General features: G+C 37.3%; 18 protein-coding genes and 1 pseudogene. 13 read left to right on the top strand and 6 right to left on the bottom strand.

All coding sequences use genetic code 11. From position 1 onward, the window contains the following. Positions 1–358 precede the first annotated feature (358 nt). Positions 359–796 carry an FMN-binding protein MioC gene (gene mioC, locus HMPREF2750_RS09150; protein WP_070583611.1) on the bottom strand — a complete coding sequence of 146 codons (438 nt, stop codon included), beginning with the start codon at positions 794–796 and terminating at the stop codon, positions 359–361. 51 nt (positions 797–847) lie between these two features. Beyond that, positions 848–1,066, bottom strand: coding sequence for a cell division protein ZapB (locus tag HMPREF2750_RS09145; protein WP_014064476.1), 219 nt, complete (start codon positions 1,064–1,066; stop codon positions 848–850). Between the two features lie 143 nt (positions 1,067–1,209). On the opposite strand from HMPREF2750_RS09145, the gene glpX reads away from it, so the two are divergent. Next, positions 1,210–2,223 (top strand): class II fructose-bisphosphatase, encoded by a 1,014-nt coding sequence (gene glpX / locus HMPREF2750_RS09140; RefSeq protein ID WP_070583610.1) that lies wholly within the window; start codon positions 1,210–1,212, stop codon positions 2,221–2,223. Positions 2,224–2,283: 60 nt separating this feature from the next. Here glpX and mutS read toward each other — a convergent pair whose 3' ends face one another. Together mutS and HMPREF2750_RS09130 are read right to left on the bottom strand one after the other, a co-directional pair. Continuing rightward, positions 2,284–4,866 (bottom strand): DNA mismatch repair protein MutS, encoded by a 2,583-nt coding sequence (gene mutS, locus HMPREF2750_RS09135; protein ID WP_070583608.1) that lies wholly within the window; start codon positions 4,864–4,866, stop codon positions 2,284–2,286. Between the two features lie 84 nt (positions 4,867–4,950). Next, positions 4,951–5,667: an MgtC/SapB family protein gene (locus HMPREF2750_RS09130; protein ID WP_014064479.1), complete on the bottom strand. Its 717-nt coding sequence runs from the start codon at positions 5,665–5,667 to the stop codon at positions 4,951–4,953. 165 nt (positions 5,668–5,832) lie between these two features. On the opposite strand from HMPREF2750_RS09130, the gene rimO reads away from it, so the two are divergent. The 6 genes from rimO to HMPREF2750_RS09100 all read left to right on the top strand — a co-directional run bounded on the left by rimO (position 5,833) and on the right by HMPREF2750_RS09100 (position 15,106). Then, entirely contained in the window at positions 5,833–7,170 is a 1,338-nt protein-coding gene (gene rimO / locus HMPREF2750_RS09125) for a 30S ribosomal protein S12 methylthiotransferase RimO (protein ID WP_070583606.1), read from the top strand. Between the two features lie 39 nt (positions 7,171–7,209). Continuing rightward, positions 7,210–9,228: a UDP-glucose:protein N-beta-glucosyltransferase gene (locus HMPREF2750_RS09120; protein WP_070583603.1), complete on the top strand. Its 2,019-nt coding sequence runs from the start codon at positions 7,210–7,212 to the stop codon at positions 9,226–9,228. Between the two features lie 138 nt (positions 9,229–9,366). Then, on the top strand, positions 9,367–10,482 hold the full coding sequence (gene asd, locus HMPREF2750_RS09115) for an aspartate-semialdehyde dehydrogenase (RefSeq protein ID WP_049372011.1): 1,116 nt from the start codon (positions 9,367–9,369) through the stop codon (positions 10,480–10,482). A 54-nt stretch (positions 10,483–10,536) separates the two neighbouring features. Further along, the gene (locus tag HMPREF2750_RS09110; protein ID WP_070583601.1) at positions 10,537–11,472 is read left to right on the top strand and encodes an alpha/beta fold hydrolase; all 936 of its coding nucleotides are present in this window, start codon (positions 10,537–10,539) and stop codon (positions 11,470–11,472) included. A gap of 467 nt (positions 11,473–11,939) precedes the next feature. Then, entirely contained in the window at positions 11,940–13,424 is a 1,485-nt protein-coding gene (locus tag HMPREF2750_RS09105; RefSeq protein ID WP_070583599.1) for an aldehyde dehydrogenase family protein, read from the top strand. Positions 13,425–13,651: 227 nt separating this feature from the next. Beyond that, complete coding sequence (locus HMPREF2750_RS09100; RefSeq protein ID WP_070583597.1) at positions 13,652–15,106, top strand: DASS family sodium-coupled anion symporter; 1,455 nt, start codon at positions 13,652–13,654, stop codon at positions 15,104–15,106. Positions 15,107–15,194: 88 nt separating this feature from the next. On the opposite strand, the gene HMPREF2750_RS09095 is transcribed toward HMPREF2750_RS09100, so the two are convergent. Continuing rightward, positions 15,195–15,497: a hypothetical protein gene (locus HMPREF2750_RS09095; protein WP_070583595.1), complete on the bottom strand. Its 303-nt coding sequence runs from the start codon at positions 15,495–15,497 to the stop codon at positions 15,195–15,197. Between the two features lie 408 nt (positions 15,498–15,905). Here HMPREF2750_RS09095 and HMPREF2750_RS09085 point away from each other — a divergent pair, with 408 nt between their 5' ends. The 4 genes from HMPREF2750_RS09085 (at position 15,906) to HMPREF2750_RS09055 (ending at position 20,467) form a co-directional block, all read left to right on the top strand. Beyond that, entirely contained in the window at positions 15,906–16,094 is a 189-nt protein-coding gene (locus tag HMPREF2750_RS09085) for a hypothetical protein (protein WP_049384802.1), read from the top strand. Between the two features lie 166 nt (positions 16,095–16,260). Beyond that, complete coding sequence (locus HMPREF2750_RS09080) at positions 16,261–16,515, top strand: hypothetical protein (RefSeq protein WP_070583590.1); 255 nt, start codon at positions 16,261–16,263, stop codon at positions 16,513–16,515. Between the two features lie 1,197 nt (positions 16,516–17,712). Continuing rightward, positions 17,713–19,089: a tyrosine phenol-lyase gene (locus tag HMPREF2750_RS09060; RefSeq protein ID WP_070583584.1), complete on the top strand. Its 1,377-nt coding sequence runs from the start codon at positions 17,713–17,715 to the stop codon at positions 19,087–19,089. 163 nt (positions 19,090–19,252) lie between these two features. After that, positions 19,253–20,467 (top strand): aromatic amino acid transporter, encoded by a 1,215-nt coding sequence (locus HMPREF2750_RS09055; RefSeq protein WP_049384237.1) that lies wholly within the window; start codon positions 19,253–19,255, stop codon positions 20,465–20,467. A 59-nt stretch (positions 20,468–20,526) separates the two neighbouring features. On the opposite strand, the gene HMPREF2750_RS09050 is transcribed toward HMPREF2750_RS09055, so the two are convergent. Beyond that, positions 20,527–21,204 carry a helix-turn-helix transcriptional regulator gene (locus HMPREF2750_RS09050; protein ID WP_070583582.1) on the bottom strand — a complete coding sequence of 226 codons (678 nt, stop codon included), beginning with the start codon at positions 21,202–21,204 and terminating at the stop codon, positions 20,527–20,529. Positions 21,205–21,802: 598 nt separating this feature from the next. Here HMPREF2750_RS09050 and HMPREF2750_RS09045 point away from each other — a divergent pair. Both HMPREF2750_RS09045 and HMPREF2750_RS09040 read left to right on the top strand, forming a co-directional pair. Continuing rightward, complete coding sequence (locus HMPREF2750_RS09045; protein WP_070583581.1) at positions 21,803–22,315, top strand: hypothetical protein; 513 nt, start codon at positions 21,803–21,805, stop codon at positions 22,313–22,315. Between the two features lie 183 nt (positions 22,316–22,498). Continuing rightward, positions 22,499–22,736, top strand: a pseudogene (locus HMPREF2750_RS09040) (ShlB/FhaC/HecB family hemolysin secretion/activation protein); the annotation flags it as partial.

Genomic DNA, 22,736 nt, shown 5'->3' with positions numbered 1-22,736 from the left:
TTGAAAGTAAGAATTCAATCTGTGATGAGAGAAGATTGAGAGGTAATAAAGATAAGATCTATTTATATATAAAGATCTTATTATTGTTACTATTATGATCCTTTTACCTTGTTAATAAGATCCTTTTCCTTTTTTAAATGAAGAAGTTAGATCATTTTAGACTATGTTGAAATGTCATCAGTTTGGAGGCTTTTTCTTGTGGATAACCTTTAATTTTATCCACAGCTAAGACAATCATCATATTTACTCAGTGGAAAAGAACAAGTTTTTGACAGGTTTTATCAAAGTTATACACAGGTAATTTTTTTGGATAATGGATAAAGAAAAAGCGATAACTCAAATTATCGCTTTATTATGACTAAAGTGCATGAATAAATTGTGGTAGCCAATCTTCAGCAAATTGCTCTTGATCATTAATATGTAAGACATCAATTTTTAAACTCTCACAAATTTTGACCGCACTTTTTTCACTTAATTGTGTTTCGACTTTATTCACGGCATGACAGAATGTATCGTAATCTGAATTACCTAAGCCTACAACGGCAAAGCGGAGGGAAGATAAATCTTTATCTGATGCCGCAATTTGTTCAAAGAGTGGTTTCAAATTATCAGGTAATTCACCAGCACCATGTGTTGAAGTGACAATCAACCAAATATTTTCATCAATCACATCATCAAGTTCTGGTCCGTGGAAAAGTGCGGTAGAAAAATCTTGTGTTTTTAACACCTCTTCTAAATGCTCCGCCACATATTCAGCGCTGCCTAATGTGCTGCCTGAAATCACGCAAATATTCATATTGTTTCCTAATAAGAAAAAAGGCTTAGATTTTCTAAGCCTTTATAGTCATTATACGTTGTCAAATTTACCCAACAATGAACGAATGTGTTCTTGCCAGTTGCGGTGTTCATTTCTAAGTTGCTCGTTTTCATGTTGCAACGCTTCTACCGCTTGTTGAGATTGATTTTTTTGTTCTTTTAATTCTTCCACTTCAAGTTGAAGTAATTGAATGGTTTCTACTGCTTGTCTAATTTTTTCTTCAAGCTGATCTAAAATTTCTAAAGACATAGTGATTTCCTTTTTTAAAATAAGTCCGAAACGGCTTTATTCTACCCACTTAATCCTATTTTTAAAAGCCTCTTGTCAAAATTTATTATGCAAACGTTTGCTTAATGATAAAATAACGAGACTTTTTGCATTGGGAGAAAAAAATGAATCGTGCATTAGCTATTGAATTTTCAAGAGTAACCGAAGCAGCTGCATTAGCGGCTTATACTTGGCTTGGACGTGGTAATAAAAATGCGGCAGATGAGGCGGCAGTCAAAGCCATGCGTTATATGCTGAATTTAATCCATATGGACGGTGAAATTGTGATTGGTGAAGGGGAAATTGACGAAGCCCCAATGCTTTATATTGGCGAAAAAGTAGGGTCAGGTAATGGTGAACTCGTTTCTATTGCGGTTGATCCAATTGATGGCACAAGAATGACAGCAATGGGCCAATCAAATGCGATTTCAGTATTGGCTGCTGGCGGTAAACGAACCTTCTTAAAAGCGCCAGATATGTATATGGAAAAATTGGTTGTTGGTCCTGAAGTGAAAGGCATGATTGATTTAAGTTTACCTATTGAACAAAATCTTCGCCGTGTGGCTTCTCGTTTAGGTAAATCCTTATCGGATTTAACCGTGATGGTGCTCGCTAAACCACGTCATGATGAAGTGATTAAGCAAATGCATAATCTTGGTATTCGTGTGATGGCTATTCCAGATGGTGATGTTGCTGCTTCGGTTTTATGTTGCTTACCGGATGCTGAAGTGGATATGGTTTATGGCATTGGTGGTGCACCTGAAGGTGTGGCAGCTGCCGCTGCAATTCGCGCATTAGGTGGGGATATGCAAGCTCGCCTTATTCCACGTAATGAAGTGAAAGGCGATAAAGAAGAAAACCGTAAAATTGCCGCAAAAGAAGTTCAACGTTGTGAAGCCTTAGGTGTGAAGGTCAATGAAATCTTAAAATTAGAGGATTTAGTACGTGATGATAACCTTGTTTTTGCCGCAACGGGAATTACGCACGGTGAATTACTCAAAGGAATTTCTCGCCGTGGCAACTTGGCAACCACAGAAACCTTATTAATTCGTGGTAAATCACGCACCATTCGTAAAATCCAATCTATCCATTATCTTGATAGAAAAGATTCTGAAATCTATGAGATTTTAAGAAATTAGTGAAAATAAAAGAGCGGTCATAAAAAACAATGAATTTTTTGACCGCTCTTTTTTTATTTCTTACAGCATTTTCTTCAATTGATACAAATAAGCTAAGGCTTGTTTTGGACTTAATTCATCTGGATCAAGCTGCTCAATGGCTTCACGTAAAGCATCCGGTTCCGCTTCAAAAGCCAATTCACCTTGATGTTTATTTAACGCTCTTAAATGTTGAATTTGTTGATCACCATTTTGTGCCGACAATTTTTCTAACTGATGTAATTTTTGCTTCGCCAGTTTAATCACGGATTGAGGCACACCAGCCAGCGCTGCAACAGCAAGACCATAACTTTTACTTGCTGCACCGTCTTGAACCGCATGCATAAAGGCGATGGTATTGTTATGTTCTAATGCATCTAAATGAATATTAGCAATACCTTCAATTTGTTCTGGCAGTGCGGTGAGTTCAAAATAATGGGTCGCAAATAATGTAAGTGAACGGGTTTTCTTTGCTAACCATTCGGCACAAGCCCAAGCTAAAGAAAGCCCATCATAAGTAGACGTACCTCGTCCAATTTCATCAATCAGAACCAAACTTTGTGAAGTGGCTTGATGAAGAATGTTCGCCATTTCTGTCATTTCCACCATAAATGTAGAACGACCGGAAGTTAAATCATCAGAGGCGCCAATTCGAGTGAAAATACGATCAATTTGCCCGATAACCGCACTATCAGCCGGCACAAAACTGCCTATATACGCCATTAACGTAATTAAAGCCGTTTGACGCATATAGGTACTTTTACCGCCCATATTGGGGCCAGTAATAATCAGTAAATGACGCTGCTGATTGAGATTAACAGGGTTAGCAATAAAGGGGTCTTTTAAGACTTGTTCCACCACAGGATGGCGACCATTTTCAATTTTTACGCCAATTTCATCGCTAAATTGTGGTGCAACATAATTTAAGGTTTCTGCTCGCTCTGCCAAGTTAACTAACACATCCAATTCAGACAATGCCAAGCTGGCTAATTGTAATTGGACTAAATGTGGCAGCAATAAATCAAATAATTCATCATAAAGTTGCTTTTCTAAAGCAAGCGCCGCGCCTTTTGATTTTAAAACCTTATCTTCGTATTCTTTTAATTCAGGAATAATATAGCGCTCGGCATTTTTTAAGGTTTGACGGCGAACATAATGAATCGGTGCTTTATGGGCTTGTCCTTGGCTGATTTGAATATAATAGCCATGTACCGCATTAAAGCCAATTTTTAAGGTATCAATGCCCGTACTTTCTCGTTCGCGTTGTTCTAAATTTTCTAAATATTGCGTTGCATCAGCGGAAAGGGTTCGCCATTCATCTAATTCTGCATTATAGCCTTCAGCAATAACGCCACCATCGCGAATTAATAACGGAGGAGTTTCAATAATTGCTTTTTGAAGTAACGCTATTTGCGCGGAAAAATCATCAATTTGTGCGGAAAGTGCGGTCAAATTTGACGATGTTTTTGTATGAATTAGCGATTTTATCGGTTCAATTTGTTCTAATGCAGTTCGTAAACGTGTGAGATCACGAGGACGAGCAGAACGCAGTGCTACACGAGCAAGAACTCGTTCCATATCCCCCACTTGTTGCAAATAAGGCTGCAATTCGTGATACAAATCTTGCTCAATAATTTCACCAATGGTTTTTTGGCGTTTTAATAGAATGTCTGTTTGACGGATAGGTTGATGAATCCAACGTTTTAACAAACGGCTACCCATTGGTGTAACACATTTATCTAATACCGAAGCAAGTGTATTTTCTGTGCCACCCGCAAGATTTTGAGTAAGTTCTAAATTTCGGCGTGTTGCGGCATCTAATTGAATATTATCGTTATTTTGAATAACACTGATGCTTTGAATATGTGGAAGAGAAGCCCTTTGTGTTTCTTTTGCATATTGCAATAAACAACCTGCTGCTGCCAAGCCAAGGGGTGATTTTTCTACACCAAATGCACGTAAATCTTTCGTACCAAATTGACGATTAAGTTCTGAAATCGCCGTACTGAGTTCAAATTCCCAAATTGGGCGACGGCGTAGACCTTTATAAGGTTCGATAATGGACATTTCGGCAAAATCTTCACAATAAAGTAATTCTACGGGATTAATACGCTGTAATTCAGCTTGCAAGGCTTCTTTTGAATGAGGTTCACAAAGCTGGAAGCGTCCAGATGTCATGTCTAATGTAGCTAGACCGAATTTTTCTTTTTCCTGATAAACCGCCACAATTAAGTTATCTTGGCGTTCAGGTAAAAGGGCTTCATCACTTACCGTACCTGGTGTCACAATTCGTACAATTTTGCGTTCAACCGGCCCTTTTGATGTAGCGGGATCACCTACTTGCTCACAAATGGCTACAGGTTCACCTAATTGCACTAATTTTGCTAAATAACCTTCTACCGCATGATAAGGCACACCCGCCATGGGAATGGGATTACCTGCTGATTGCCCACGTTTCGTTAAAGAAATATCTAACAATGCTGCCGCTTTTTTTGCATCATCATAAAAAAGCTCATAAAAATCCCCCATTCGATAAAATAACAAAATATCAGGATTTTCTGCTTTTAACTTGAGATATTGCTGCATCATCGGCGTATGCTGCTCGAAATTATCTTGTAAATTCATGACGTTATCCAGTTTAAGTATTTAACTTTTTGTCTAGCAAGTAGTGGTTTTACGATATAAGTAATGTGTTACTTTAAGCTGATTTTAATTTTCTACATCCACACTCAGCACTTCATCTTCTGTTTTTAACAGCGTATAGACATCTTTTAGCATTTCATTATCAATGTTGTAGCATCGCACTTGCAAGCGAACTTCGCCACTTGCTTGGTCTTTTACTGAGATATTTTCAATGCGGTAATCATGTTTCAATAATAAATCTGTCACTTTACTGATGCCGTTCGCAGAACTTAGTTGAATAGCCAATCGAGTACGTTTTTTATAGGTTTTACGACGAACATAACGTTGCACAATAGGGCTGATACGGATAGCGATTAAAATCATTAAAGTGGCAATAATTGCATCAAAAATAAAGCCTGCACCTGTTGCCACACCGATAGCCGCTGCAGCCCAAATAATTGCTGCAGTGGTTAAGCCTGAAATGGCATCATTTTTCTTGTGTAAAATTACCCCTGCACCTAAGAAACCAATGCCACTGATTACTTGTGCGGCAAGTCGCATAGGGTCAGTTCGAATATTATCTGAAACTTGCGCATAATGTTCTGCGGCTTGAATGGAGACAATCGTCAGTACACAAGTCGTCACCGCAATAATGGCACAGGTTTTGACCCCAACCGGTTTGTGTTTAAGTTCGCGTTCTAAGCCAATAATCCCGCCAAGTACAAGTGCGAGTAGCATTTTCCCTAGGATAAGTAAGTAAGCCGTCTGTTCAAGAGCGGTCGAAAAAAGAAAAGAATTTTCCATGTTAATAATGAATATAAGTAAATAAAAAAACGGGCGTTATTCTACCTGAAAAAAGGACTTTAATGGGCAAATTTACAATCAATTTACCTTTAATTTATCGCCTTTCTGCTTGAAATTGAGTAAAATCTAAAGTTTTGAAAGATGATGATAGCTGAGAATAAATGTATGCAAAAATCAACGCCGAATATTGGCTTTGTAAGTTTAGGTTGTCCTAAAAATTTAGTGGATTCCGAACGTATTTTGACTGAATTACGTACTGACGGATATAACATTGTGCCAAGTTATGAAAATGTAGACTTGGTCATTGTGAATACTTGCGGCTTTATTGATAGTGCCGTGCAGGAATCCCTAGAAGCCATTGGAGAGGCGTTGGAAGAAAACGGACGCGTGATTGTGACCGGCTGTTTAGGGGCGAAAGAAGATCAAATTCGCCAAGTTCACCCGAAAGTATTGGAAGTGAGCGGTCCGCACAGTTATGAAACAGTCATGGCACAAGTACATAAATATGTACCAAAACCAGAACATAATCCATACACCAGCCTTGTACCAAAACAAGGGGTGAAATTAACACCAAAACACTATGCTTATTTGAAAATCTCAGAAGGCTGTGATCATCGTTGTACATTCTGTATAATCCCTTCATTACGTGGGGATTTAGAAAGCCGTTCTATCACGCAAGTATTGGATGAAGCAAAACGCCTTTCTGATGCGGGTGTGAAGGAATTGTTGGTTGTTTCACAAGATACTTCAGCTTATGCGATGGATACACAACGCAAAGAAGGTGGCGTGAAAACCGCTTTCTGGAATGGTATGCCAATTAAAAATGACTTAATGACCTTGTGCAAACAGCTTGGTAAATTAGGCATTTGGGTGCGTTTACATTACGTTTATCCTTATCCGCACGTGGATGATTTAATTCCATTAATGGCGGAAGGTCTATTGTTGCCTTATTTGGATATTCCATTGCAACACGCGAGTCCAAAAATTTTAAAAGCGATGAAAAGACCAGGAAAAATTGACCGCACTTTAGAGCGTATCAAGCAATGGCGTGAAATTTGTCCGGATTTAACCTTGCGTTCAACTTTCATTGTAGGTTTCCCAGGTGAAACAGAAGAAGATTTCCAAATGTTATTGGATTTCTTAAAAGAAGCACAACTTGATCGTGTGGGCTGTTTCAAATTTAGCCCAGTAGAAGGCGCTCCTGCAACTGAAATGGCAGATCAAGTGCCTGAAGATGTAAAAGAAGAACGTTTCCACCGCTTTATGCAGTTACAACAAGAAATTTCGGCTGAACGATTAAAACAAAAAATTGGTCAAACGCTTGATGTAATTGTGGATGAAATTGATGACGAAGGTATTATCGGGCGTACAAAAGCTGATGCACCAGAAGTTGATGGCTTAGTTTATATTGAAAATCTAAGTGGCACGCCAGTGAAAGTAGGCGAATTTATTAAAGTAACCATTACCCATTCAGATGAATATGATCTATGGGGAACCTGTTAATTATTAATCTTATTTATTTTTTACCAAAGGAATTTAGAAATGGCAGAAACACAAAAACAACCCAGTGTTATCCGTTTTGAACAAGAAGTTGCAGCAAAAAATTATGAAGCAGCTTGCGTAGAATTGCTCGATATTTTAAGCAAAATAGATACTAATTTTGGTGGCGTTGAAGGCATTGAAATTGATTATCCTAGTCAATTAAATGATGAATTAGTACAAGAGAAAGTTGAGCATTTTTGTACCCGTGTAGCGGTAGCAATGAGCGAGCTATTTTCTGATCCTAAATTAGATATTTCTGAAGGCGGAGCACAACGTTTCTTTACCTTACAACGTTGGATTAACATGATTTTCGCATCATCGCCATTTGTAAATGCGGATCATGTGTTGCAGACTTATAATCGCAATCCAGATAAGGCTAATTTATCCGATTTTCATTTAGATAATGCGAGATCATCATTAATTAAATTCTGTATTTTCTATCTGCCAGAATCTAATGTGAATGTTAATCTTGATGCTTTATGGAATTTAGATCCTGAATTATGTGCATCTCTTTGTTTTGCATTACAATCACCCCGTTTTATCGGTACCGATCAAGCGTTCTCTAAGCGTGGTACGCTTTTACAATGGTTCCCTGAAAAATTGGCAACAATTGAAAACTTAAATAATGTGCCAAGCGCAATTTCACACGATGTGTATATGCATTGCAGCTACGATATTGCTGAAAATAAACACTGGGTGAAAAAAGCATTAAACCAAGTTATTCGCCGTCATTTATTACAAGGTGGATGGATTGATCGCGATGTTACGAAATTAGGTGAACGTAATGGCAAACCTGTCATGGTTGTATTATTGGAGCATTTCCATTCATCTCATTCAATTTATCGTACGCATTCTACTTCAATGATTGCCGCGCGTGAGCGTTTTCATTTAATTGGTGTGGGTAATGAAGCTGTAGATGCAGTAGGCCAAGCGGTGTTTGATGAATTCCATTTATTAAAAGGCGATAATATTTTTAGTAAATTGAATGAATTAAAAGAGATTTGTGAGAAAAATGGTGCAGCGGTTCTTTATATGCCAAGTATTGGGATGGATTTAACCACTATTTTTGCAAGTAACACGCGTCTTGCACCGGTTCAAGTAATTGCTTTAGGCCACCCTGCTACGACACATTCTGATTTTATTGAATATGTGATTGTAGAAGATGATTATGTGGGTTCTGAAAAATGCTTCAGTGAGCAATTATTGCGTTTACCAAAAGATGCTCTTCCTTATGTACCTTCAGCTCTTGCACCGCAACACGTAGAGTATCGTTTACGTGAAAATCCTGAAGTGGTAAATATTGGTATTGCTTCTACTACAATGAAGCTTAATCCCTATTTCTTGGCGGCATTAAAGGCTATTCGTGATCGTGCTAACGTGAAAGTGCATTTCCACTTTGCGTTAGGTCAATCTAGTGGCGTGACACATCCTTATGTTGAGCGTTTTATTAAGTCTTATTTAGGCAATGATGCGACAGCTCATCCACATGCGCCTTATGATCAATATCTTCGTATTTTGCATAACTGTGATATGATGGTAAACCCATTCCCATTCGGTAACACGAATGGCATTATTGATATGGTGACATTAGGTTTAGTGGGGGTATGTAAAACCGGTGCAGAAGTCCATGAACATATTGATGAAGGGTTATTTAAACGTTTAGGTTTACCGGAATGGTTAATTGCAAATACGGTAGATGAATATGTTGAACGTGCAATTCGTTTAGCAGAAAACCATCAAGAACGTTTAGAACTTCGCCGTCATATCATTGAAAATAATGGTTTACAAACCTTGTTTACAGGCGATCCAAGCCCAATGGGTAAAGTATTACTTGAAAAATTTGAGGAATGGAAAGCGGCAAATTTAGCTGAAAAGCCAAAGAAAAAAGCAACTAAATCCGCAACGACAAAAGAGAAGACTACAAAGTCTACTACAACAAAGAAAAGTGCGGTCAAATCTGAAGGTGAATCTGAGCCGAAAAAAACGGTAAAGAAAACCACGAAAAAAGCAGATAAATAATCAATAAATCCCCGAAAGGGGATTTTTTATTGAGAAAAATTAAACAAAGCCTCATTTTTTTTAAAAAAACTTGATTTTGTGGCATAAAGCCTGTAATTAATAGACCCATTCAACACAACATAAAATAAGGAAAAACTCATGAAAAACGTCGGTTTTATCGGTTGGCGCGGAATGGTCGGTTCCGTATTAATGGATCGTATGGTGCAAGAGCAAGATTTTGCCAATATTAATCCAGTTTTCTTCACCACTTCTCAAGCAGGTCAAAAAGCCCCTGTATTTGCAGGTAAAGAGGCAGGTGAGCTTAAAAATGCATTCGACATTGAAGAACTTAAAAAATTAGATATTATCGTGACCTGCCAAGGTGGCGACTATACCAATGAAGTCTATCCAAAATTAAAAGCAACAGGTTGGGATGGTTATTGGGTTGATGCTGCTTCTGCACTACGTATGAAAGATGATGCGATTATCGTGCTTGATCCGGTAAACCAACACGTGATTTCTGAAGGCTTGAAAAAAGGCATTAAAACTTTCGTGGGTGGTAACTGTACCGTGAGCTTAATGTTAATGGCTATCGGTGGTTTATTTGAAAAAGATTTAGTGGAATGGGTATCTGTCGCAACTTACCAAGCGGCTTCAGGTGCAGGCGCAAAAAATATGCGTGAATTACTTTCACAAATGGGTTTATTAGAACAAGCAGTTTCAAGCGAATTAAAAGACCCTGCTTCGTCAATTTTAGATATTGAACGTAAAGTGACAGCAGAAATGCGTTCTGATAGTTTCCCAACGGATAACTTCGGCGCAGCATTAGGTGGTAGCTTAATCCCTTGGATTGACAAACTTCTTCCAGAAACAGGACAAACTAAAGAAGAATGGAAAGGCTATGCAGAAACCAATAAAATCTTAGGTTTAAGCGACAATCCAATTCCTGTTGATGGTTTATGTGTGCGTATTGGTGCATTACGTTGCCATAGCCAAGCGTTCACCATCAAACTGAAAAAAGACTTACCATTAGAAGAAATTGAACAAATTTTAGCGTCTCACAACGAATGGGTGAAAGTGATTCCAAATGACAAAGAAACCACATTACGTGAATTAACCCCAGCTAAAGTAACAGGTACATTAAGCGTACCAGTTGGTCGTTTACGTAAATTGGCAATGGGTCCGGAATACTTAGCGGCATTCACTGTAGGTGACCAATTATTATGGGGTGCTGCAGAGCCAGTTCGCCGTATCTTAAAACAATTGGTGGCATAAGTTTTACTTTCACTACAAAGGGCGTATTTACTACGCCCTTTTCATTAGAAAATTATGATCAGAGAACCTCATTTTCATCAATTTGCTCTTGCAGAGTTATTGCCTTTTTTTGAGCAATTTCCTACGCAATATCTTTCTGGCGAACGAAATATCAAATTGGCTTATCGCCATTTGGTTCAGCCTGAAAGCACTGTCAGAAAATTGATGATTTTGGTGAATGGTCGAGCAGAAAATATGCTGAAATGGACTGAGTTAGCTTACGACTTTTACCAACAAGGTTATGATGTATTACTTTTCGATCACCGAGGACAAGGCTATTCACAGCGTATTATTCCTCAAAAAGGGCATTTAGATGAGTTTCGTTTTTATACCGATGATATGGCAAAAATCATTGAAAAAGCGACCGCACTTTATGCTTATCAAGCGCAATATATTCTTGCGCATTCACTCGGCGCTTTGATTTCCACCTATTATCTGGCCAATTACGATCATCATATTAAAAAGGCTGTGCTTTCTTCGCCTTTCTTTGGCGTTCCCATGAAACACCCATTACGAGATGAAGTCATCATTGCAACGATGATGGCATTTGGTCAAGGTCATCGATATGTTTTTGGTAAAGGACATTACAAACCGGCAGATTTAAACCTTAATGAACTTAGCCATTCTAAAACGCGAATGAAATGGATGAACCGAGTTAATCGAAAACGCGCAGCTATTCACTTAGGCGGCCCGACATTCCGTTGGGTACATTTGTGTTTAAATGCAATCAAAGCGCTCCCTAAAATCATTCCAAGAGTGGAAACACCTGTGCTTATTTTACAAGCAGAAAAAGAAAAAATTGTGGATAACAAAAATCTTGAAAAATTGACCGCACTTTTTCCGCATGCAGAATCCATGCTTGTACCTCAAGCAAAACATGAAATTCTTTTTGAAAAGGATAACGTGAGAAAAGCCGTACTTGAACACGTGAATCAATTTCTTCATTCTTAAACTTCCCTAATTAGATTAAATTTAAAACATTATATATTTATTTATATAGTGTTTTTTTATTTTTATCTCATGACTGTTTAACCTTTTATTGAGCAAGATCATAGTTTCTTTCTCACTATATCCCTACAATCCATAATACTTATTTATAGTTATACTTTTGTCGTTTGTATAGTTGGAGTGTCTATGTCAAAAATGAAGAAAATCGCCACCGCACTTTGATTTTATCCATTCAGGTGCGGTCTTTTTTCAATAAGTTTTTCTGTACTTTGTTTTTTTTCACCTATCAAATCAATTTTCTCTACCTTTCCTTCTCACCACCAAAATGTGATCTGTCTCCCAGTTTTAAGTCTTGTCTTGTACTAAAATCAACCCATAGTCCTCTTTTACGGACAAAATATTAAAGACCTGATGGTGTAAAAAGATCAGGTATTACTTTGATTCACAACGTAGAAAAAAGGAGAAAATAGATGACAAAAGATCTTAATGTCTTTGATAAACACTATGGTTTATTGATCAACGGCGAATGGACAAATGGCTCTGAGGGTAATACCTTAACAGCATATAACCCTGCAAATGGTGAAACCTTAGCCACCTTTATTGACGCTACGGATGCAGATGTCGATGCTGCAGTGAATGCTGCGAAAGAGGCTTTTAAAACCTGGAAAAATACCAGCGCAACGGAACGAGCTACAATTTTGAATAAAATTGCAGATATTATTGACGAAAATACTGAATTATTCGCTTTACAAGAAACGTTGGATAACGGTAAACCGATTCGAGAAACACGCGCAGCAGATATTCCGTTGGCATCAGATCATTTCCGTTATTTTGCCAGTGTTATTCGCGCCGAAGAAGGTGTCGCAAACCAACTGGATAGCGAAGATTTGTCGTTGATTTTACGCGAGCCTATTGGCGTTGTTGGTCAAATTATTCCATGGAACTTTCCGTTCTTAATGGCTGCATGGAAAATAGCACCTGCATTGGCAGCAGGTTGTACCGTCGTGATTCACCCATCTTCCTCTACTTCATTGAGCTTACTTTCCTTAGCTCAAAAAATTAATCATTTATTACCGAAAGGTGTCTTCAATGTCATTACTGGTAAGGGTTCTAAATCTGGCGAATACATGTTGCACCATACTGGATTTAACAAACTGGCATTCACCGGTTCCACCGAAATTGGTAGAAAAATTGGTATAGCTGCTGCTGAAATGTTGATTCCATCCACCTTGGAATTGGGTGGTAAATCAGCCAATATTTTCTTTGACGATATGCCATTTGATAAAGCATTGGAGGGCGCACAAAAAGGAATTCTCTTCAACCAAGGGCAAGTGTGTTGTGCCGGTTCACGTATTTTCGTACAAGAAAGCGTTTACGATAAATTTATCGCGGCACTAAAAGAAGAATTTAAGAAAGTTAAAGTCGGCTTACCTTGGGAAGATGACACGCAAATGGGGGCGCAAGTAAACGGAAATCAAGTTAAGGTTATTAGCAAGTATGTTGATATTGCTAAAGAAGAAGGGTGTCAAATCATCCTTGGTGGAGGTAAATCAACCGACCCTGCATTGGCTCGAGGCGAATTTTTCCAACCAACCTTAATTTTAGCGCCTGATAACAAAAAACGCGTGGCACAAGAAGAAATTTTTGGTCCGGTTGCTGTGGTAATCAAATTCAAGGATGAAGCAGATGTAATTAAAATGGCAAATGACAGTGATTATGGCCTAGGTGGTGCGGTGTGGACATATAACATTAACCGTGCGCTACGAGTTGCACGTGCACTTGAAACTGGTCGAGTTTGGGTGAACTGTTATAACCGTTTACCAGCTGGAGCTCCTTTCGGTGGTTATAAAACCTCTGGTATAGGTCGTGAAACCCATAAAATGATGCTTGACGCTTATACACAGGTGAAAAATATCTTCATCAGCACCCGTGAAGAGCGAGAAGGCATGTATTAATCATTCACTTTCTAACCTAAAAATAAACCGCACTTTGATTTTATCCATCAAAGTGCGGTTTATTTTTTATTTATATCAAATTTTTACTCAATTCTATTAAAAAAATGCGCTTAAATCTTTACTCGTACTAAATAAGTGGTATCTTTATACTCGTTTATTTAATCGATTGCGTCACGGCCGTTATACGTGATGAATTATTTTTTGTTCATTTATCTAGGAGTTATCCTATGGAAAGTAAAATTCCAGCAGTAGAAGTCAAACTTGGCTTTAAATGGCAAGGGCTGCTGATAGCCGTCATCGTTGGTTTAGGGATTTGGTTAATCCCAACGCCAGAAGGCTTATCCGCAAAAGCATGGGGAATGCTATCACTGTTTGTGGCAACCATTGTGGCTATTATCGCTAAAGCCATGCCTATGGGTGCTGCAACGCTCGTTGCCTTAGTGATTAGTGGCTTGACTGGGCTTACGCCAATTTCGCCAAAACAAGGTGATGTCGGCATGTTATCCGGTTTTGCAAACGGCACAATTTGGTTGATTGCTATTGCTATGTTTTTATCTCGCGCGGTGATTAAAACCGGTTTAGGTAAACGTATCGCGCTGTACTTCGTTGGTCGTTTTGGTAAAAAAATGATGGGTGTGGCCTATGGTATGGCGTTGGCTGATGTCGTTATCGGTCCGGGTATTCCTTCGGCTTCTGCGCGTGGGGGCGGTATTATGTACCCTATTATGCAATCTATTGCTGATGCATATGAGTCCAAACCGGGTCCAACTGCTCGTCGTGCAGGTGCTTTCTTAGCGATTGCTGTCTCTCAAATCGATACCATTATTTGTACCATGTTCTTAACCGCCATGGCGGGTAACCCGTTAATTGCAGAACTCGCGAAAAGCCAAGGTGTGGAAATCACTTGGATGACATGGTTCTTAGGGGCGATTGTACCGGGTATTGTGAGCTTGATCGTCTTGCCTTATTTCGTGTATTTAATTTATCCGCCAGAATTAAAAGATACGCCTAAAATGGCAGAAATGGCACGTGAAGAATTAAAAAGCATGGGCCCAATGAGCAAAGCGGAATGGATTCTTGCCCTAGACTTTATTCTTCTTTTATTCCTATGGACTGTGGGTGATTTAGTCTTCCATATCCCAGCAACAATTTCAGCGTTTATTGGTTTAGTGATTTTATTATTAACCAATATTATGAGCTGGAAAAATATCGTAGCAGAAACCACCGCATGGGATACGATGTTCTGGTTTGCAGTATTGGTCATGATGGCAAATGCACTCAATAAATACGGTGCTATTACTTGGATTTCTACCCACATTTCTTCATCTGTGGGTGGTTTCAGCTGGCCAATTGCCTTTACTATTTTAGTGTTGGTGTACTTCTATACCCGCTATTTCTTTGCTTCAGCCATGGCGCATATTTCCGCAATGTATCTCGCTTTCGTGGCTGCGGCTATTGCTGTGGGTACACCACCAATCATTGCTGCAATTGGTTTAGGTTACACCTCAACATTATCCATGAGTTTAACACAATACGCCGGTGGTCCTGGCCCTGCTTTATACGGTTCAGGTTATAACTCAACCGGTCAATGGTGGGGCGTGAGCTTTATTGTTTCCATCCTTTCATTAGTGATTTGGTTTGGTGTGGGTGGATTATGGATGAAACTCCTTGGCTGGTGGTAATCCTTATTAATTCATAAATAATCCCTAAAAAACGACCGCACTTTGATTTGTATCTCAAAAGTGCGGTCATTTTTATCTGTATTTTGAATTAATCATCCCAGTCGTCATCCCAATCACGATGTCTTCTGTGATGGTGATGTTTTTTATGTTTTTTATGATGGCGATATTCTCTGTCATCGTAGTCTCCGCCTTTATTCACTTGACTACCTATTACACCACCTAATGCCGCGCCGCCGAGTGTTGTGGCAATATCACCACCTAATAAACCACCGGCTACACCGCCGATTGCTGCACCTGTTGCAGTATGACGTTGTTGTTTGTCCATTTCACAAGCGGTTAAGCTTCCTGCTAATGCAACAATCACTAACCCTTTCATCAATTTAGATTTCATAAATCTACTCCTCTATTTTTGTCGGGATTGCTTGCCTAAGCACTTATGCAATCCGGCGTGTAAAAGCATTCCTTTTACGATTGCTTTGACTGTTTGGAAAATTAGTTAGTTCAAATGCCTTGTTTAATTGGTTTAAGAATGAACAAATTTTGGTATGATTGCTGATGAATACTATTAAATTGGAGAGTAATAATGATATTGAAACTAATAAAATTTTATTTATTAATAGTTCCTTGTATTTTTTTGCTATTACTATCGATAAATTTGTTACTTGATTTTTTAGCCAATGGTGAGTTTTCTATAAAGGTTGTTTTTTCTTCAAAGGCTGAGATATTGTTATCATTATTGATTCCCATACCAGCAATTTTAGGTAGTTATCTTCTTACAGGAAGAAAATAAGGATATTTAATGAAATTTATTATAGAAATATTTAAATTATCTATTGCTGTCTTATCTTGTGTTATTATTTTATATATAACCGAGTGGGTTTGGTATGGGCATGTAGAAAATTTTGTAGATTTTCTAGAAGATGTTTATCCTTATGCTTTTGTTATTGCAGTGTTTGCGATTTTAGCTAAAGAGAAGATAGATCATTGAACTTAAATTAATAGATTTTTCAGAAAAAATCTTACAAAGAGTTCCAGACTTTTTTCTGTTTTAGTTTTAGAGAACTTGATACTCAAGGAAAAATAAAAATGAATAATACAAAATTAGTGATTCCAAGTTGTAGTGGTTTTATATTTATTTTTTATGAATTTTACCTATGAAAGATAATGAATTAGATATTACAAGTCATATTTTTCTCTATAACGAGTTTGTCCATAAAATGGAGAAAGATTATGGTCATTTAGATAGCTGGCTTAATATGGAAATATTAAATGCCTTAGCCCTTGATGAGTGGGAGATGGTAGGAAGACCTGAAGAATGGGATGGTTGGAGGAGTTTCTATCAGGAAAAAGCATTAAAATTAGTAAAACTATTTTTTAATGAGAGTGGTTTAATTATCACTAGATTGTAGTATAAGTTATCGGCACTATTACTAAAAAATTTAATAAGCGAGAAAATATAAATGATTAAGGTGTTTTTAATAAATTTTATTATATTTTTTATTTATATATCTATGGCTTTATTTTTATCTATTCTAGTTGTTAGAAATGTTTATGTTTTAATTCATACTGATTTAGGTATTTCCTTTTATATTAATTTTGAAGATGTAGAATTTATTTTAATTTCATCGTCAGTTATTAGTGTATTTATTGCGGGTGTTGTACTGTATAACAGAAGATAAACATAATGATTTTAAAAATATTAAAGTTTTTTATAGCTGTTGCATTCATTTTTTTCTTGTTTATGGTGATAGTTCAGTTCGATATGGGAAGGAATAATTTGCAATATGCAGTTCTTATGAAAGAAGCTTTACTTATGTCTCTAAAATTTCAGGTGGTTGCTTTGCCGATATATCTTCTCTTTTTTAAGCGAGATTAGAGTAGTTGAAATGAAAAAATATTTTGGAGATAAAAATGAAAAAGATAAATCTCAGTCTCTTTTTACTTTGTAGTATTTTGACAGCATGTGTTTCTTCTAATAGTCATTTTGTTCGATTCTGGAATGGGGATGTGATACCTAAAAGGACATATGAGGAACAAAAAACTTTTGAATCATGTTATGAGAAATATAAAAATCTTCCTGATAAGACAAATGAGGAACGAGAGGTCATAAGTTTGAAAGTTATGGATTGTATCCACACTATGAAAAAATGATAGTGTTCAAAATAACGTTAAAATGGTATGTGAATTTCTTTTTAAAGATAGCGTAAACCTATAAAGTGCTGTCAATTTTCAAAGAGTTTTAAAACCTCTCAAAAATTGACCGCACTTTTGTATTTTTGATACTTCTTCCGCCAAATATCTCCTTCCTATTGCAATCCCGCCTGCAATACCATTCCTTTTACGTCCACTTGTTCTGTTGAGAAAACGGGATAGTCCAACCTGGCTTGTTCAATCGCTCTAAGAATCAGTATGTTTATGATTTTTTGATATAAAATTATTAAATTGAAATATTTTTACATAAATTTGATAAATTTTTATTGATTTGTGACTTTGATCACAGTATTACAGAAAAAAATTCAGTACTATGCTTGCAACTCGATGATAGATGTTTTTAGTAGCGGGTTAATAATCATGGACTTTAAACCTAACATAATAGGAGATTTATTATGGCATACTATCCAGCAGAACCGTTCCGTATTAAAAGTGTTGAACCTGTTTCAATCTTACCAAAATCAGAACGTGAAAAAGCGATGAAAGCGGCAGGCTTCAATACCTTCTTACTTGATTCAAAAGATGTTTATATCGACCTTTTAACCGATAGCGGTACAAATGCAATGAGTGACCGTCAATGGGCCGGTATTATGATGGGTGATGAAGCTTATGCAGGTAGCCGCAACTTCTATCATTTAGAAGAAACAGTTCAAGACTTATTTGGTTTCAAACATATTGTGCCAACTCACCAAGGACGTGGTGCTGAAAATATTCTTTCTCGTATCGCGATTAAACCGGGTCAATACGTACCAGGTAATATGTATTTCACTACTACACGTTTCCACCAAGAAGCCAATGGCGGTATTTTCTACGATATTATTCGTGATGAAGCACATGATGCGACATTAGATATCCCATTCAAAGGTGATATTGATGTTAAAAAATTAGAAAAATTAATTAACGAAAAAGGCGCTGAAAATATTGCTTATGTGTGCTTGGCGGTAACAGTAAACTTAGCGGGTGGTCAACCGGTTTCTATCGCAAACATGAAAGCTGTTCGTGAATTAACCGCAAAACACGGCATTAAAGTGTTCTACGATGCAACTCGTTGTATTGAAAATGCTTATTTCATTAAAGAACAAGAACCAGGCTATCAAGATCGCTCAATCAAATCTATCGTTCAAGAAATGTTCAGCTATGCAGATGGTTGTACAATGAGTGGTAAAAAAGACTGCTTAACCAATATCGGTGGTTTCTTATGTATGAATGATGAAGAATTGTTCATGAAAGCGAAAGAATTGGTTGTTGTGTTCGAAGGTATGCCGTCTTACGGTGGTATGGCTGGTCGTGATATGGAAGCAATGGCGATCGGTTTGAAAGAAGCAACTCAGGAAGAGTACATTGAACACCGTGTTAAACAAGTACGTTATCTCGGTGAAAAATTAAAAGCAGCGGGTGTACCGATTGTTGAACCAATTGGTGGTCATGCGGTGTTCTTAGATGCACGTCGTTTCTGTCCACATTTGAAACAAGAAGAAGACTTCCCAGCACAAGCATTAGCGGCAGCAATCTATGTTGAATGCGGTGTGCGTACAATGGAACGTGGTATTATTTCAGCTGGTCGTGATATCAAAACTGGCGAAAACCATCATCCAAAACTTGAAACTGTACGTATTACTATTCCGCGTCGTGTTTACACCTATGCACACATGGATTTAGTTGCTGATGGTATTATCCATTTATTCAAACATAAAGAGGATATTAAAGGGCTTCGTTTCGTGTATGAACCAAAACAATTACGTTTCTTCACTGCACGTTTTGAACAAAAATAGGCCTACCGCCCTTACCTCAGTAACGGGGTAAGGGCTTTTTGTATCTAAAAAATATTTGGTTAATGAGAAAAATGCGAAAACATTCTAATGACATTGTAGTTTGATGTATTGTCAAATAAGGAAGTGACTAGCCTTTCTACGATAATCGGAAAGGAGAAAACTTATGAACAAAACATTGGGAAGTACCTTGATTACCTCAGGGACGATGATTGGGGCAGGGATGCTTGCCATGCCTCTCACCTCTGCAGGAATAGGTTTCACGTTTACAGTTGTTCTACTTGTTCTTTTATGGATTCTGCTCACCTATAGCGCATTATTATTTGTTGAGGTTTATCAAACCGCTGAACATGATGCCGGTATTGGCACGCTTGCAGCACAGTATTTTGGTCGACCAGGACGAATTGTCGCAACTAGCGTATTAATGATTTTCCTTTATGCATTACTTTCCGCCTATGTAACCGGTGGTGGTGCAATTCTTGCTTCAACTTTACCTGATTTTGCGACGCCTGATCTCAAAATGAAAGGTTCTATCCTAGCATTTACGATCTTCTTTGGTATCTTCGTAGCAATTGGCACAAGCTTTGTGGATGCCTTAAATCGCTTCTTATTTATCGCGATGATTGCAGCGCTATTCATTGTGCTTGGATTGATGATTCCAGAAATTAAAATCGATAACTTAATGGCCATGCCAATTGATAAAGCACTATTGATTTCGGCTAGTCCGGTTTTCTTTACCGCTTTTGGTTTCCACGGCTCAATTCCTTGCTTAAATAAATATTTAGAAGGTGATGTAAAAGCCTTAAGATTTTCTATTATTGTGGGCTCTGCAATCACATTAGTGGGTTATCTTTTATGGCAATTTTCTACTCACGGTGTGTTAAGCCAAAGCCGATTCTTAGAAATCCTTAATCAAGATCCAACATTAAATGGATTGATTGAAGCCGTTCGAGTGATTACAGGCAGCACCATTATTGCGGCTGTCGTGAAAATCTTCTCTGCCTTAGCACTGATTACCTCATTCCTAGGGGTCGCACTAGGCTTACTAGAATGTATTGACGACTTGTTAAAACGCGCCTTCAATATTTCAGCAAACCGTTTAAGTTTAGGTTTCTTAACATTCCTTCCGCCATTGCTCTTTGCATTCTTCTATCCAGAAGGCTTCATCCTTGCATTAGGTTATGCAGGACAAATGTTTGCTTTCTATGCAGTGGTATTGCCGGCAGCATTGGTTTGGAAAGCTCGCCATCAACATCCAAACTTACCTTATCGTGTGCCGGGTGGTTCAGGGCTCCTACTCTTTGTCTCAATTCTAGGGATTATTATCGTGAGTATCCCATTCCTAATTAAATTAGGTATATTGCCTGAAGTAGTGGGTTAATAACACGATTAAAATAAAAAAGTGCGGTTAAAAATCAGAGTGTTTTTAACCGCACTTTTTTATGCTTTCTCTTTAATTGCTTTAAGATAGCGATATACGCTAGGTTCTGAGATTTTCAAATATTTCGCCACCATTGGAATGGCACCTTTGATATTGAAAATACCTTTATCAAATAAGACTTTAATGGCGTTTTCCCGTTGTCTTAAACTGAGTGGTTTATCGGAATGTAATAGGGTGAAATCAAGGTATTCACAAAGGATATCTTCGATGGAGTTTTCGAGTTTTTCTTTATTAATTATTTCGGCTTCTTCCACTTCAGCAAAGGCTGCATCAATACCTAAAATATTGACGAAGTTTCCAAGGTTTTCTAGTGAAATTAATTTGGTCATCACATCAACCAACTCAGAGGTATCATGATTAATACAAAGGATGCCTTCTAATTTATCCCCATTTTTAATGAAATAAGTTGCACCTCGAATGACCTTTTCGGAATCTGCCACCGCTTTGTAGTTAAAGATAAAATCCTTATCTAAATACACTTTATCCTGCAACAAACTTGAAGCAAAAGAACTAAGTGGAGAGGAAAGGGTCCGCCCGCTAACATGGCTATTTGCAATGGCTTCCATATGAGCCTTATTCTTATCAAAAGAATGAAATACGACTTCGTATTTAGGGCCGAGAACATTTCCCAAAAAATGGGTCAGGCCAATAAAATATTTCTTTTGTACGTTATTCATACCAATTTAATCTCATTAATTTCAGCTTGCTATAGGTATTCTATAACCGCTTATTTTTTATAGCAAATATATTGTAAAAAACGGCAGGTTATCTATGGTGTTTTACTTTAAGTGAATCTTATAATGCTTGGAGGATATGGTTAGACAATACTTCTGTGATATTCTTTGGTGTTGGGATTTTTACCTTATTCAGTTGATGGTAAGCAATTTGAAAGAATCATAAAAATATGCCAATAGGAAATTAAAAATGAAAGAACAAGAAATTTACCAGAAAATTGGGGAGTTATTGTGGTCAATAATGCCTGAAGAAGCCGTAAGGATTGATTTTATTTGTTCTATTTATCCTGAATTATGCTGGTGAATCTAAAAGGTATAAGTACCCAAGCCTCAAATAGATAATGGAATCCATCGATATGATATTAATGGAGGGGCTAAGAATGGGGGGAGACAATTTTATACCGACCAGCGGGAAATGCTAGCAGAAAGACAACTACTACAACTGCAACTGTTGAAATAAATAGTCAAGAGTTAAGGGATATAAATAGGAATCAGCAATTGAAGTTAAAGTTTCCAGTCAAAAGTGAGGTGAAGTAATAATATGAATAATTATATAAATCGACTTTATGAACAGTTGCAATGGTGTAGCCAAGAGGATTTTTCCATTAGTAGTTTTTTTCCTTATGGACAAGGTATATCCTATGAAGCAGAAATAATGTATAACCAAGTAAGTATTGAGTTTATTTATAGATGTTTAAAATGTGATTTAATTATGTTTTTAAATGGTTCAATTTTTTTATCTGAACAGCCAGGTACATTAGAAGATTACGCTTCTTTTTTAGCTAATTCGCCTATTGGTATTTATGAATGGAAGCGCTTGGGTACACAATTACAGCATAAGGTATGGAGTTGTGAGTTTTTTGATGGTACAGCTAAATTGGTAAAAATATGCGAAGAATGTGGTTTATATGGATATGAAGAATTTAATGAAAAAGATCACAGATGGGTGATGTTTATAGATAAAGTAAATAATATTTTTTTAGAAAATAATTTAGCCCTAGATTTAGGGAGTCCATTATTTCCAGTGGGAAATGTTTCTAATAATATACTTTAAAATATCTGTTTTGGTGAAATAGTATTTAAAAAGCGGAGATAAAGTGCGGTCAATTTTCAAAGAGTTTTAAAACCTCTTAAAAACTGACTGCACTTTTGTATTGAGAATATTAGTTTATAGAATTTTAAAACAACTTTTGATATCATATTGCAAATTTATCAATAACTTAATCTCTGAAGTATAATGAAGAACTTATCTCGCTCTTTTCTTTCTAGTTTATTATTTATTTCCTCTTTCGCTTTGGCAGCACCCAGCTCACCAAATGCAAATGTAGAAAAACAAATCGATGCCCAACAACAAAAACAGCAAGCGGAACAAGATGCGGCTATTTTAGCCCAGCAAACGCAATCCGCGAATGTGCGTTTAGAGGGGGAAAAAGAGGCCTCACTTGGCTTTCCACAAAATGAAGCACAGTGTTTTC

Origin of the sequence: Haemophilus sp. HMSC066D02 (assembly GCF_001810545.1) — a bacterium.
Lineage (GTDB): Bacteria > Pseudomonadota > Gammaproteobacteria > Enterobacterales > Pasteurellaceae > Haemophilus_D.
Note: the sequence above shows the minus strand (reverse complement) of the source record. Positions and strands in the feature narration are given on the sequence as shown.